At 74.3% G+C, this 12,292-nt stretch carries 12 protein-coding genes; 8 read left to right on the top strand and 4 right to left on the bottom strand.

The genetic code is table 11. The features are described from left to right. Positions 1-27: 27 nt before the first annotated feature. The gene (locus ACFRAC_RS30435) at positions 28-807 is read left to right on the top strand and encodes an alpha/beta fold hydrolase (RefSeq protein WP_382935201.1); all 780 of its coding nucleotides are present in this window, start codon (positions 28-30) and stop codon (positions 805-807) included. A 22-nt stretch (positions 808-829) separates the two neighbouring features. Here ACFRAC_RS30435 and ACFRAC_RS30440 read toward each other — a convergent pair whose 3' ends face one another. Next, entirely contained in the window at positions 830-1,504 is a 675-nt protein-coding gene (locus tag ACFRAC_RS30440) for a lipoprotein (protein ID WP_382935203.1), read from the bottom strand. Between the two features lie 89 nt (positions 1,505-1,593). On the opposite strand from ACFRAC_RS30440, the gene ACFRAC_RS30445 reads away from it, so the two are divergent. Both ACFRAC_RS30445 and ACFRAC_RS30450 read left to right on the top strand, forming a co-directional pair. Then, a complete protein-coding gene (locus ACFRAC_RS30445) occupies positions 1,594-2,379 on the top strand; it encodes a maleylpyruvate isomerase family mycothiol-dependent enzyme (protein ID WP_382935207.1) in 786 nt (261 codons plus the stop codon). 117 nt (positions 2,380-2,496) lie between these two features. Then, positions 2,497-3,129 (top strand): class I SAM-dependent methyltransferase, encoded by a 633-nt coding sequence (locus ACFRAC_RS30450; protein WP_382935211.1) that lies wholly within the window; start codon positions 2,497-2,499, stop codon positions 3,127-3,129. 36 nt (positions 3,130-3,165) lie between these two features. On the opposite strand, the gene ACFRAC_RS30455 is transcribed toward ACFRAC_RS30450, so the two are convergent. Next, entirely contained in the window at positions 3,166-4,755 is a 1,590-nt protein-coding gene (locus ACFRAC_RS30455) for a glycerol-3-phosphate dehydrogenase/oxidase (protein WP_382935214.1), read from the bottom strand. Next, on the bottom strand, positions 4,752-5,351 hold the full coding sequence (locus ACFRAC_RS30460) for a TetR/AcrR family transcriptional regulator (RefSeq protein WP_382935217.1): 600 nt from the start codon (positions 5,349-5,351) through the stop codon (positions 4,752-4,754). Before ACFRAC_RS30460 ends, ACFRAC_RS30455 begins: the two co-directional genes overlap by 4 nt. Before the next feature lie 75 nt (positions 5,352-5,426). Between ACFRAC_RS30460 and ACFRAC_RS30465 the strand changes: the two genes are divergently transcribed. Together ACFRAC_RS30465 and ACFRAC_RS30470 are read left to right on the top strand one after the other, a co-directional pair. Next, positions 5,427-7,022 (top strand): FAD-binding oxidoreductase, encoded by a 1,596-nt coding sequence (locus tag ACFRAC_RS30465; protein WP_382935220.1) that lies wholly within the window; start codon positions 5,427-5,429, stop codon positions 7,020-7,022. Positions 7,023-7,104: 82 nt separating this feature from the next. Continuing rightward, positions 7,105-7,986, top strand: coding sequence for a YegS/Rv2252/BmrU family lipid kinase (locus tag ACFRAC_RS30470; RefSeq protein ID WP_382935224.1), 882 nt, complete (start codon positions 7,105-7,107; stop codon positions 7,984-7,986). A 28-nt stretch (positions 7,987-8,014) separates the two neighbouring features. Here ACFRAC_RS30470 and ACFRAC_RS30475 read toward each other — a convergent pair whose 3' ends face one another. Continuing rightward, on the bottom strand, positions 8,015-8,401 hold the full coding sequence (locus tag ACFRAC_RS30475; RefSeq protein ID WP_382935227.1) for a helix-turn-helix transcriptional regulator: 387 nt from the start codon (positions 8,399-8,401) through the stop codon (positions 8,015-8,017). 191 nt (positions 8,402-8,592) lie between these two features. On the opposite strand from ACFRAC_RS30475, the gene ACFRAC_RS30480 reads away from it, so the two are divergent. From ACFRAC_RS30480 to ACFRAC_RS30490, 3 genes are all read left to right on the top strand, one after another. Further along, a complete protein-coding gene (locus ACFRAC_RS30480) occupies positions 8,593-9,252 on the top strand; it encodes an STAS domain-containing protein (RefSeq protein WP_382935231.1) in 660 nt (219 codons plus the stop codon). Between the two features lie 62 nt (positions 9,253-9,314). Further along, the gene (locus ACFRAC_RS30485) at positions 9,315-9,767 is read left to right on the top strand and encodes a flavodoxin family protein (RefSeq protein WP_382935235.1); all 453 of its coding nucleotides are present in this window, start codon (positions 9,315-9,317) and stop codon (positions 9,765-9,767) included. 238 nt (positions 9,768-10,005) lie between these two features. After that, the gene (locus tag ACFRAC_RS30490; RefSeq protein ID WP_382935241.1) at positions 10,006-12,036 is read left to right on the top strand and encodes a DUF1996 domain-containing protein; all 2,031 of its coding nucleotides are present in this window, start codon (positions 10,006-10,008) and stop codon (positions 12,034-12,036) included. Positions 12,037-12,292 lie beyond the last annotated feature (256 nt).

Below are 12,292 nucleotides of genomic sequence, written 5' to 3' on the forward strand. Positions count from 1 at the left end.
AACCGGCTCGCTCCCCAGGAGGCCTCCATGCCGCAGCTCGAAGTCGACGGCGCCACCCTGACGTACGACGACGAGGGCCCCCGCGACGGCGAGGGTGTGCCCCTGGTGTTCGTGCACGGCTGGACGGCGAACCGGCACCGCTGGGACCACCAGACGGCCCACTTCTCCGCGACGCGCCGGGTCGTCCGGCTCGACCTGCGCGGACACGGCGAGAGCAGCGGGGCGGGAGCGCGCAGCATCGACGACCTCGCCGCCGACGTCCTCGCCCTCCTGGACCATCTGAAGATCGAGCGGTTCGTGATCGTCGGCCACTCGATGGGCGGCATGATCGCCCAGACCATCGCGCTGTCGCACCCGGAGCGGGTGGCACGCATGGTGCTGGTCAACTCCATCGGCAAGATGGCCTACAGCCGCGGCCGGGCCCTGCTGATGGCGGCCTCGACCCTCGTGCCGTTCAAGCTGTTCGTCGCGGCGAACATCCAGCGCGCCTTCGCCCCCGGCTACCCGCGCGAGGAGGTCCGCGCCTACATCCGCGCCTCCGCCGGCACCCCCCGCGAGGTCGTCATGACGCTGTACGACGCCATGCGCGCCTTCGACGTCTCCGACCGGCTCGGCACGATCCAGGCGCCGACCCTGATGGTGCACGGCTACCACGACGTCCAGCTGCCGCTCGGGCCGATGCTGCGCCTGGCCACGGCGTACCCGGACGCGGTGGTCCGGGTGCTGGACGCCGGTCACGAACTGCCCGTGGAGAAGCCGGCCGAACTGACCGCCGTCCTCGACCGCTTCCTCACGGGCGGCAGCTGAACGGGCGCGGGGGCCCCGGCCGTCAGCCGACGCGCAGGGTCCGCTTGGCCAGCTCGTAGGCCGGCAGCATCGCCCGGTGCTCCTCCGTGTCCAGTCCGCCGAGGTGGAGGACGACCGGGCCGCGCCGCGTGGTGACGGCCAGCGCCCGCTCCTCCTTCGTCTCGCCCAGGGCCTCACTGGTGTACCGGTACGTCACCTCGGCACCCGTGACGCCGTCCGCCGCCTCGAAGGTGCGGTACGCCGCGTGCCCGGCGCCCTCCTCCGCCGCGACGAACTCCTCCAGCACGGAACGCGCGCCGGAGTCGCCCGGCTCGCCCGTCCAGACGCGCAGGAAGCCGATGTGGCCGGCCGGCTTGGCGTCGACCTCACAGGCCGCGGTGACCGGGCCCTGGTGCAGCAGGGCGTCGGCGAGCTCCCGGGTCAGCTCGTCGTCGCCTCCGGCGGGCTCCGTGTCGACGGCCTTCGGCTTCCAGGACGCGGCGACGTCGAAGGTCACCGGGAGCTCGCAGGCCGACCCGGCGGCGCCGACGCTCCCGCCGCGCTTCGCCGCCGCCGACCCGGCGCCGGACGCCTCGGCCGACGCGCTCGCCCGGCTCTCCGGCTCCTCGCCGGAGGCTCCCGAACAGCCCGTCAGCACCGCGCCCAGCAAGGCCGCCCGGGCCACCCCGCGCCGCATTCGTCCCGCCCCCACCCGCATGGTCTCTCCCCACCCGCTCCTGATCAGCCGGCTCACAGTAGCCGAGCCGCCGGACGGGCGGCCCGGCGGCCCCGCGGCATCATGAGGCGATGACTCCGCCGGCCTTCGAGCACCACTGCGACGAGATCGTCACGCAGACCGAACGGCTCACCGCCCACGTGCGCGGCGCCGACCTCTCCGCCCCGGTGCACACATGCCCCGGCTGGACCCTCGGGCAGCTCCTGCGGCACGTCGGCGGCGACCACCGGTGGGCCGAGGGGATCGTACGGACCCGGGCCGCCGAACCCGTCGCGGACGACCTCGTCGACGACCCCCGCGCGGACCCGCGGGCGGACACGTCCACTTTGCTGCCGTGGCTCACCGAGGGCGCGGCGCGCCTGAGCGCGACCCTGCGCGCCGCGGGACCCGACGCCCTCGCGTGGAACCCGTCGGCGGACCGGCCGGCGCCCGTACGGTTCTGGGCCCGGCGGATGGCGTACGAGACCGCCGTGCACCGGGCCGACGCGGCGCTGGCGACCGGGGTGCCGTTCACGCTCGACGCCGGCCTCGCCGCCGACGCGGTGGAGGAGTGGCTGGAGTTCTCCACGTTCCCCGAGGCGTACGCGCCCCGGCCGGACCTGCCCGAACTGCTCGGCCCCGGCCGCCTCTTGCGCTTCGAGGCCACCGACGCGGGGACCTGGCACGTCGACCTCAGCGGCGAACGGCCCCTCCTGCGGGCCGGGTCCGGCGCCCCCGTGGCGATCGCGCGCGGCCCGGTGGCCGACCTCCTCCTGTACTTCTACCGCCGTCCCGCTCCGGCCGTGACGACCCGGGGCGACACGGCACTCCTCGACCTCTGGCGGACCCGGGCGGGATTCTGGCTGGAGGCGCCCTAGGAGGTGTCCGCACGCCCCGATTTGCCGAAACGGCAACGGTGTTTGTCGCGCAGGAATCCGCCCCCGCAGGCTTGGGGAGCGCGACCGCGCCCCTTTCCTACGCACCGGGAGGCACCCGTGACCGAGACGAACGCCGTGGCGGCCGCCGAGTTCTGGGAGGCCCGGTACCGCGACGGCGGCCCGCTGTGGAGCGGCCGCCCCAACGCCCTCCTCGTCCGCGAGACCGAGGGGCTGACCCCGGGCACCGCGCTCGACCTCGGCTGCGGCGAGGGAGCCGACGCGGTGTGGCTGGCCTCGCACGGCTGGCGGGTGACCGGCGTCGACATCTCCCGTACGGCCCTGGAGCGGGCCGCCGGACACGCCGCCGACGCCGGGGTGGCCGACCGTACGGTGTGGGAGCGGCACGTCCTCGGGCAGACGTTCCCGCGCGGCACGTTCGACCTGGTCAACGCGCAGTTCCTGCAGTCTCCGGTCCCGCTCGACCAGCGCCTCGTCCTGCGGCGGGCGGCCGACGCCGTGGCGCCCGGCGGCACCCTGCTGATCGTCCTGCACGCGGGCTGGCCGTCCTGGCAGACCGAGCCGCCCTTCGAGGCGGAGTTCCCGACCTTGGACAGCGTCGACGAGGACCTGGCGCTGCCCGGGACGGAGTGGACGGTCCTGACCCGGGAGACGGTACGCGGCCCGCACAGGTCCCCCGAGGGAGTGGAGGGTCACCGGGACAACCATGTGTGGAGGTTCCGGCGCCGCTGAGCCCGGCCCTCCGCCGCTATCGCCCCCGGCCCGGGGTCAGCCCTCGCCGGCCCCTGCCGGGGCCTCCTCGCCCAAGACCTCGCGCACGGCGTCCAGGGCGGCCGTCCGGTCGGCCGGGACCAGGCCGACGCGGGTGCGCCGGTCGAGCAGGTCGGACGCGTCCAGAGCGCCCTCGTGGCGTACCGCCCACAGCAGTTCGGCGGCCGTGACCGGGTGCCCGGGCAGCACCGGCTCGTTCAGCCGCGGGTCCCGGGCGCCCGGCGCCGCGACGGCCGCGGCCTCGGTGCCGTAGCGCTGGACGAGGCGGCGCGGCGCCCTGACGGCCGCGAGGGCGGTGGGCGACGCGGCCCCGACGAGCGGGAGCGAGGCGGTGGGGGAGGGCCCGGCGCCGACCCGGCCGGTGGCCACGGCGGCGTCGACGGCGTCCTCGGCCATCCGCCGGTAGGTGGTGAGCTTGCCGCCGACCACCGTGATCACGCCCTCGGACGAGGTGAGGACCGCGTGCCGGCGGGAGACGTCGGCGGTGCGGGCGGCTCCGGAGCCGCCCTCCGCGGCGGTGTCGAGCAGCGGGCGCAGTCCGGCGAACGCGCCGACGACGTCCTCGCGTCCGACCGGCGTGTCGAGGACGGAGCCGAGCACGTCGAGCAGGAAGCCGATGTCGGTCTCCGGCACCTCGGGGACGTCGGGGACGGGGCCCTCGACGGGTTCGTCGGTGAGGCCGACGTACACGCGGCCGTCGCCCTGCGGCAGGACCAGCACGAAGCGGTTGGCCGCCCCGGGGACGGGCACGTGCAGTCCGGCCGGCAGCGGCCCCAGGCGCTCGGAGCGCAGCACGAGGTGCGTGCCGCGTGAGGGGCGGATGCGGATGCCCTCCACCAAGCCGTCCGCCCAGACGCCGGTGGCGTTGATGACGACGCGGGCCCTGATCTCGCCCTCCTCACCGGTCAGTTCGTCACGGACGCGGGCTCCGGACGCGCCGAGCTCCAGGGCCCGGACCCGGGTCAGGACACGGGCGCCGTGCCCGGCGGCGGTGCGGGCCACGGCGGTGACCAGCCGGGCGTCGTCGGTGAGGCGGCCGTCCCAGGACAGCAGACCGCCGCGCAGGCCCTGGGTGCGCAGGGCGGGGGCGAGGTGCCGGGTCTCGACCGCGGAGAGGCGGCGCGGGGCGGGCAGGGTGGTGCGGGCGGTGCGCGCCGCGAGGCGCAGCGTGTCGCCGGCCCGGAAGCCGGCCCAGGCCAGCGCGGACTGGGCGCGGGAGACCAGCGGGGTCAGGGGCAGCACGAAGGGCTGGGCCCGCACCAGGTGCGGTGCCGTGCGCTCCATCAGCACCCCGCGCTCGACCGCGCTCTCGTGGGCGACGTCGAACTGGCCCGAGGCGAGGTAGCGCAGCCCGCCGTGGATGAGCTTGCTGCTGAAACGCGAGGTCCCGAAGGCGAGGTCGTGCGCGTCGATCGCGGCGACGGTGAGACCGCGGGAGGCGGCGTCCAGGGCGGCGCCCGCGCCGGTCGCGCCGAGCCCGACGACCAGGACGTCGACGGCCGGACCGCCGACGGTCGCGGCGAGCTCGCGGGCGCGCCGGGCGGCGGACAGCGACGCCCCGCCGGGCGGGGGAGTGACGGTGCTCATGGCGTCAGGGTCCTCTCGAGGATGCCGTGCAGCTCCGCCAGGAAGGCGTCGCCGTTCAGCTCGGTGTCGTCCGCGTCGGTCATGGTCCGCAGGGACAGGGCGAAGGACTGCACGATCAGCAGCAGGGCCCGCGCCTGCCGTTCGACGTGCCCCTGCCGCACCGACCCGTCGGCGTGGCCCTCGCGCAGCACGTCGGCGAGCTGGGCGAGCAGCGCCTCCTGGCTCGCGCCGCGCCGGTCGAGGACGTACGGCAGGAGCAGTTCCGGATCGACGTCGAGGATCTTGTGGAAGAGCGGGTGCGCCCGGAACGCGGCCACTCCGGCGACCAGTCCATCGGCGATCAGGTCGCGGGTGAGGGTCCCGGGCCGCCGTTCGGGCATGGCGCCGGTGGCGGCCGCGACCCACTCACGGGTCATCAGGTCCCCGACCAGGGAGCGCACGTCGGGCCAGCGCCTGTACAGCGTCATCCGGGAGACCCCGGCGCGGCGGGCCACGTCGGTCATCGTCGTACGGCGGACTCCGACGGCGAGGACGCAGTCCCGCACCGCGTCGAGGACCGCGTCGCCGTCCGAGTGGTTGTGACGAATAGGCGTCATGTGTCACAGTGTAACGCCTGCGAGGCCGTCCGGGACACGGCATCGCCCGACTCGACCCCGTGAGGACGACAGCCGATGGACATGCTGTGGAGTGGCTGGGGCGACCCCGCCAAGGCGGCACCGCTGCCCGAGACCGTGACCGGGCTGCTGCGCGACCTGCTCGGCGTCAAGCCGCGCGGCACCGCGCCGGTCGCCCTCGCGGACATCGCCGTACCCGAGCCGGGGCTCGAACCCGCCGCGCTCCAGGCCCTGGCGGCCGCGGCCGGCGGCGCGGAGCACGTCCGCACGGACGCCGAGGCGCGCGTCCGGCACACCCGGGGCAAGTCCACCCCCGACCTGCTGCGCATCCGCGACGGCCAGGTCGACGGCGACATCCCCGCCGCCGTCGTGCTGCCCGCCGATCACGACGAGGTGGTCGCGGTCCTGCGGGCCTGCGCCGAACACGGCCTGCCCGTCGTCCCGTTCGGCGGCGGCACCTCCGTCGTCGGCGGCCTCGCGCCCGCCGGCCTGCGCCCCTTCGTCGCCCTGGACCTGCGCCGCATGGACCGGATGCTCGCCCTCGACCCCGTCTCCCGCACCGCCACCCTGCAACCCGGCCTGCGCGCCCCGCAGGCCGAGGCGCTGCTCGCCGAACACGGCTTCACGCTGGGCCACTTCCCCCAGTCCTACGAGTGGGCCACCATCGGCGGCTTCGCCGCCACCCGCTCCAGCGGCCAGGCGTCCGCCGGGTACGGGCGCTTCGACGAGATGGTCCTCGGCCTGACCGCCGCCACCCCCGAGGGCACCCTCGACACCGGCCGCGCCCCGCGCTCGGCGGCCGGCCCCGACCTGCGCCAGCTCCTGCTCGGCTCGGAGGGCGCGTTCGGCGTCATCACGTCCGTGACCGTCCGGATCCGGCCCGTCCCGCAGGTCCGCGGGTACGAGGGCTGGCGGTTCGCCTCCTTCGAGGAGGGCGCCGCGGCGCTGCGCCGCCTCGCGCAGGACGGCCCGCGCCCGACCGTGCTGCGGCTGTCGGACGAGACCGAGACCCTGGTCGGCCTCGCCCAGCCCGACGCGATCGGCGGCTCCCTCCCGCAGGACGCGGGCTGCCTGGCGATCACCGGTTACGAGGGCACCGAGGAGGACACCGCCCACCGGCGCGAGCAGGCCGCGGCCGTCCTGCGCGCCTGCGGCGGCACACCCCTCGGCGAGGAGCCGGGCCGGCGCTGGGCGCACGGCCGCTACTCCGCCCCCTATCTGCGGGACTCCCTGCTGGACGCCGGGGCCTTCGCCGAGACGCTGGAGACGGCCACGTTCTGGTCGTCCCTCCCCGGCCTCTACGCCGCCGTCCGCGACGCCCTCACCGGCACCCTCACGGGGGCCGGCACCCCGCCACTGGTGATGTGCCACATCTCCCACGTGTACGAGAACGGCGCCTCCCTGTACTTCACCGTCGTCTCGGCACGGGGCGACGACCCCCTGTCCCACTGGGACCGGGCCAAGCGCGCCGCCAACGACGCGATCCTCGCGGCCGGCGGCACGATCACCCACCACCACGGCGTGGGGACGGACCACCGCGACTGGTACGTCCGTGAGGCCGGGGTCCTCGGCGTCGAGGCGCTGCGTGCCGTCAAGCGCCGACTGGACCCGTCGGGCCTGCTCAACGCGGGCGTCCTGCTGCCCCTCGACTGACGCGCCCGCGCACCACCCCGGTACATTCCCCTCCACCTCCCGCCTCTGGCGGCTCCTGACCGCCGGCCCGAAAGGCACACCGATGCGACAGTTCACCGCCATCGTCAACCCCACGGCGGGCGGTTCCGCCGCGGCTGCCGCGCTGCTGGACGTGGCCCGGCCGCTGCGGGAGGCCGGGGCCGGCCTGGAGACCCTGTACAGCCGCAGCCTGACGCACGCCCAGGAACTCGCCCGGGACGCCGGGGAGCGCGGGCGGGTGGTGCTCGCCGTGGGCGGCGACGGCATGGCCGGCGGTGTCGGCGGCGCCCTCAGCGGTACCGACGCCCTGCTCGGACTCGTCCCCGCCGGCCGGGGCAACGACTTCGCCCGTGCCCTCGGCCTGCCCACGGAGCCGGAGGCCCTCGCCCGGGTGCTGCTGGACCACGAGCCCCGCGCGGTCGACACCATCGAGGTCGAGTCGGCCGTCCACCCGCGCACGGTCGTCCTCGGCAGCGTGTACGCCGGGGTGGACGCGCTCGCGAACCGGCACGCCAACCACGCCACCCTGCTGCGCGGCGCCGCGTCCTACTACGCGGGCGGCCTGCGCGCCGTCACGACCTGGCGCCCCGCCCGCTACCGGGTCACCGTCGACGGCCGCGAGCACCTGCACGTCGGCTACACCGTCGTGGCCGCCAACTCCGGCTACTACGGCTCCGGCCGCCGCATCGCCCCGGACGCGCGCGTCGACGACGGACTCCTCGACGTCGTGATGATCCGCGAGGCGCCGCGCCGGCTGTTCTTCGCCCTGATGAACGAGCTCAAGACGGGCGCGCACGTGCGCCGTCCCGAGGTGGAGATCCTGCGGGGCAAGGAGATAAGGATCACCGCCGACCGGGACGTGCCCTACGGCGCGGACGGCGAGGTGGACGCCACGCTCCCGGTCACCGTCAGGGTCCTGCCGGGCGCCCTGCGCGTCCTCTGCTGAGCGGCCGCCGGGCCTCCCCTGGCGTCCGTCAGCCGCTCTCGGTCTGGACGGACGAACCCTCCACCTGGATGGGCGAGCGCGTCGCCCGCAGCCGCTCGGACGCGGTGTCGCGCTGTTCCTGGTCCTGGACGAGCAGACCGATCAGGGCCGCCACCGGCAGCCCCGCCTCGGCGGGGTGCCGCAGCAGCTTGCCCGGCTCGATCCGGTAGGTGTTGGTGCGTCCCTCACGCTTGTGGGACAGATAACCGTCCCGCTCCAGCTCCGAGATGATCTTCTGGACAGCGCGTTCGGTGAGCAGGCAGTGCGCCGCGATGTGCCGGATCCGTACATCCGGATTGTCGGCGATCGTCGCCAGCACGCGTGCGTGATTGGTGAGGAACGTCCACCCGGTGTGCGGCTCAGGGACTGCATCCATGGCCCTAGCGTACGACTGAGCATTCACGTATATCAAAACACGTACTGCGTTTCATGTATCAGTTGACGTGTACCGCGGTTCGGGTTCAAGCTGTACGCGGGACGGGGAGAACTGAGAGAGAGGCGGACATGCCCGAGCTCGCGTCGGTACACCTTTCTGCCGCAGGCGACCGCGTGCCGGCGGAGGCGCCGGTGGTGAATCCGCCGCTTCCCCTGGTGGCGGCCCTGTGCCCGGAGGGCGACCGCACGAAGGTGGTCGTCCGCGGCGAGCTGGACCTCGACACGGGGCACCGGTTCGACCGGATCCTGCGCGAGGCCCTGCACCGCTCGGTGCGCGGTGTCGATGTCGACCTGCGCGGCGTCACCTTCTGCGACTGCGCCGCGCTCAACATCCTCCTGGCGGCGCGCCGGCAGGCCCTGGCCGACGGCAAGACCGTCGCGCTCCTCGGCGGCAGCCCCATGGTCGACCGGCTGCTCGCCCTGACCAGCACCCGCGACCTCTTCACCGGCCCGGACCCGGAGGGCGCCGACGCCACCGGCCGGCAGGGCCGGCACGGGGAAGTCCCGGACCGGACCGACCAGGATCTGCGGGCCGAACTCGCCGAACTGCGGCGGGTCATGCGCACACGGCCCACCGTCGACCTCGCACGGGGCATCCTCATGGCCTACTACGGCCTGGGCCCCCAGGACGCCTGGGCGGTGCTCGTCTCGGCCGCCGAGAGCGCCGCCGCCGAGCCGCACACTCTCGCCGAGGACCTCGTCGAGTCCGCCCGGGGTGGCACGCCCCTGCCCGCCGCGCTCCGGGCGCAGCTGTCCTCGGCCATCGCGCGCGTGCACGCCACCGCCGGCTGAGCGACGCCCGGCACCGGGCGCGGCGCTTGCGCGGACCGGCACCCCGGGGGCAGGGTGCGGTCGTGCCCACCTTGCTGATCGTCCATCACACGCCGTCGCCCAACTGCCAGGCTCTGCTGGAGGCCGTCGTCTCCGGTGCCACCGCGCCGGAGATCGAGGGCGTCGACGTCGTACGCCGCCCGGCGCTGTCCGCCACCGCCTCCGACGTGCTCGCCGCCGACGCCTACCTCCTGGGCACACCCGCCAACCTCGGCTATATCTCCGGTGCCCTGAAGCACTTCTTCGACCAGATCTACTACCCGTGCCTCGACGCCACCCGCGGCCGCCCGTTCGGGCACTACGTGCACGGCGGCAGCGACGTCACCGGCGCCCTGCGGGCCGTGACCACCATCACGACCGGACTCGGCTGGCAGCCCGCGGTCCGTCCGGTGACGGTGACGGGCGAGCCCGCCAAGAGCGACATCGAGGCGTGCTGGGAGCTCGGCGCCACGCTCGCCGCGGGTCTCATGCCCTGACCGACTCACCCTCGGGTCAGCTGTGTTTACGCAGGCCGGAGCGTTTCAAACCGTCGGGCACTGAGAAACTTGTGAGAATTTCCGATGCGGTTGAACACACCTGGGATCGCCTCCGTATGAGAGCAGGGGGATTTTCATGCCCTGACCGATCACGAGGCGATGGAGTAATTCCTTGGGACGCAGCACGCGGAGACGCCCCACGGGCGCACGGCGCGCGACCTTTGCAGCGGTCGCGCTGATGTTGGGTGGTGGCGGCCTCGTCGCGGCCAATGTCTATGCCTCGGCCACCGAGGAGGGCGGAACCGACCCCGCCCAGACGCTGTCCACCCCGGCCGGCACGATCGACTGCCCCGACGTCGGCACCAAGCTGACGAACGTGCCGGAGGGGGCGAAGGAGGACGTCGCCAAGGAACTCGCCCTCCTGGACCAGCAGATCGCCGATGCCTACCAGCGTCTGATGAACGCGGGGCAGGCCATCGAGCAGGACGCGGCCTTCGCCGACAACGCGATCATGAATCCGCTGAAGGAGAAGCGCGCCGCGACGATCGAGCGGATCGCCATCGCCGTGGATCGCCAGGGCGACCGGCCCGAGGGCTTGGACGCCCTCGCCGCCTGCACCCTGCGCGCCCCCGAGAGCAGCGCCCCCGCCGGCCAGGCGGGCGAGGGCGCCCAGGCCACGGGCGACGGCCAGGGCGACGCCGGACAGGGCGGCCAGCAGGGTGGCGGCGGCGACCAGAACGCCGGGAACGGCGACAACGGCCAGAACGGCCAGAACGGCAACGGCGGTCAGGCCGGCAACGGGCCCGTCGCCGAGGACTACGTGGACATCAAGTCCGTCCAGCCCAACGTCTCCAAGCCCGCCGTACGCGAGGGCGGCTCCCGCGGGACCTTCGCCACCAGCTGCGGCGTCAACGAGAACGGGCTGTTCAACTCGGACAACGTGATCGTGGCCCCCGGCGTCTCCAACGGCGCCCACCACTTCCACGACTACATCGGCAACCAGTCCAACAGCGCCTTCGCGAGCGACGAGGATCTGGCCAACGCCAAGACCAGCTGCGTGGACCAGAGCGACAAGTCCACGTACTACTGGCCGGTGCTGCGCCTGCAGAACGGCACGCAGGAGCAGGACGCGAACAAGCCCGGCGGCGGCATCGAGGGCAATGCCGGCGAGATCGTCCGGGCCAAGGAGGTGACGCTGAACTTCGTGGGCAACCCGCAGAGCAAGGTCACCGAGATGCCGCGCCTGCTGCGCATCATCACCGGCGACGCCAAGGCGTTCGTCAACGGCCCGGCCAACGCCAACGCCTCCTGGAGCTGCACCGGGTTCGAGAACCGGCAGCTGAAGGACAAGTACCCGCTGTGCCCGAAGGGCAGTGACGTGGTGCGCACCTTCAAGTTCCAGAGCTGCTGGGACGGCCAGAACATCGACAGCGCCAACCACCGCACCCATGTGGCGTTCGCCGCGGCCGACGGCAGCTGCGCGAACGGCTTCAAGGCCATCCCGCAGCTCGTGCAGCGGATCGTGTACGACGTCGACGCGCCCAGCCTCCAGGACGGCGGCAAGACCACCCCGCTGTTCGCGGTGGACTCCTTCCCGGAGCAGCTGCACAAGCCCGTCACCGACCACGGCGACTTCATCAACGTCTTCGACGAGAAGCTGATGAACGAGATGGTCGACTGCATCAACGCCGGCCGCACCTGCGGCGTCGGCGCCGACGAGGGCGGCAACGGGGGCGGCGACGGGGGCCAGGAGGAGCCGACCGAGGCTCCCACCACCCCGCCGGCCGACAACGGCGGCGGCAACGGCGGTGGCAACGGCGATGACCAGACGGAGCCGCCCGCCACGGAGGCCCCCACGACCGACGCCCCGCAGACCGGCCAGCCCGACGACGGCAAGAATGACGGCGGCGAGAACGACAACGGCGACGCCGACGGCGGAAAGGGCGGCGCGGGCACGGGAGATGACGGCGATGCCGGCACCGGCCAGGACGACGAGCCGACCGTGTCCAGCACGGTGGCGCCGAAGTCCAGCGGCCTGCCGGACGCCGGGAACGACTCGGGCGACGACGAGGCGGAGGCCATCGGCACCCCGGCGCAGACCCAGGCCCCGACGAGCGACACCGACTCCCTCACGGGCGGTGCGCGGGCGCAGGCGGTCGGCGGCGACCTCGCCGAGACCGGCACCTCGCTCTGGCCCGCCGCGGGCGGCGCGGTCCTGCTGATCGCCGGGTTCGTGGTGCTCATGCGCACCAGGCGGCACGCCCGTTGAGGGTGACGACGCCCCACGGCGGCACCTGACACGGTGACGCATCGGCGAAGGGCCCGGACCGGGAACACCGGTCCGGGCCCTTCGTGCTGCCGCGGCGCGCGGTGCCGCGCGCTCCCGGGCCGACCGTCCCGTGCGGGAAGGCGAGATGGAGCCACCGCCGGGCTAGGGCGTGTTTCGAAAGTAGCGTCGTCCGCCCGAAGGGCGGGGTCCGCGGCGTCTGGCGCGGTGCATCGCAAGGCGGAGGGTCGTCCGCGTA

It is taken from the genome of Streptomyces sp. NPDC056628 (genome assembly GCF_042792555.1).
GTDB lineage: Bacteria > Actinomycetota > Actinomycetes > Streptomycetales > Streptomycetaceae > Streptomyces.

Excerpts from the sequence above, each read along its gene's own strand:
- ACFRAC_RS30435 (WP_382935201.1), top strand. The coding sequence starts at position 28 with ATGCCGCAGCTCGAAGTCGACGGCGCCACCCTGACGTACGACGACGAG.
- ACFRAC_RS30440 (WP_382935203.1), bottom strand. The coding sequence starts at position 1,504 with ATGCGGGTGGGGGCGGGACGAATGCGGCGCGGGGTGGCCCGGGCGGCC.
- ACFRAC_RS30465 (WP_382935220.1), top strand. The coding sequence starts at position 5,427 with ATGGACATGCTGTGGAGTGGCTGGGGCGACCCCGCCAAGGCGGCACCG.
- ACFRAC_RS30475 (WP_382935227.1), bottom strand. The coding sequence starts at position 8,401 with ATGGATGCAGTCCCTGAGCCGCACACCGGGTGGACGTTCCTCACCAAT.
- ACFRAC_RS30445 (WP_382935207.1), top strand. The coding sequence starts at position 1,594 with ATGACTCCGCCGGCCTTCGAGCACCACTGCGACGAGATCGTCACGCAG.
- ACFRAC_RS30460 (WP_382935217.1), bottom strand. The coding sequence starts at position 5,351 with ATGACGCCTATTCGTCACAACCACTCGGACGGCGACGCGGTCCTCGAC.
- ACFRAC_RS30490 (WP_382935241.1), top strand. The coding sequence starts at position 10,006 with ATGTTGGGTGGTGGCGGCCTCGTCGCGGCCAATGTCTATGCCTCGGCC.
- ACFRAC_RS30455 (WP_382935214.1), bottom strand. The coding sequence starts at position 4,755 with ATGAGCACCGTCACTCCCCCGCCCGGCGGGGCGTCGCTGTCCGCCGCC.
- ACFRAC_RS30470 (WP_382935224.1), top strand. The coding sequence starts at position 7,105 with ATGCGACAGTTCACCGCCATCGTCAACCCCACGGCGGGCGGTTCCGCC.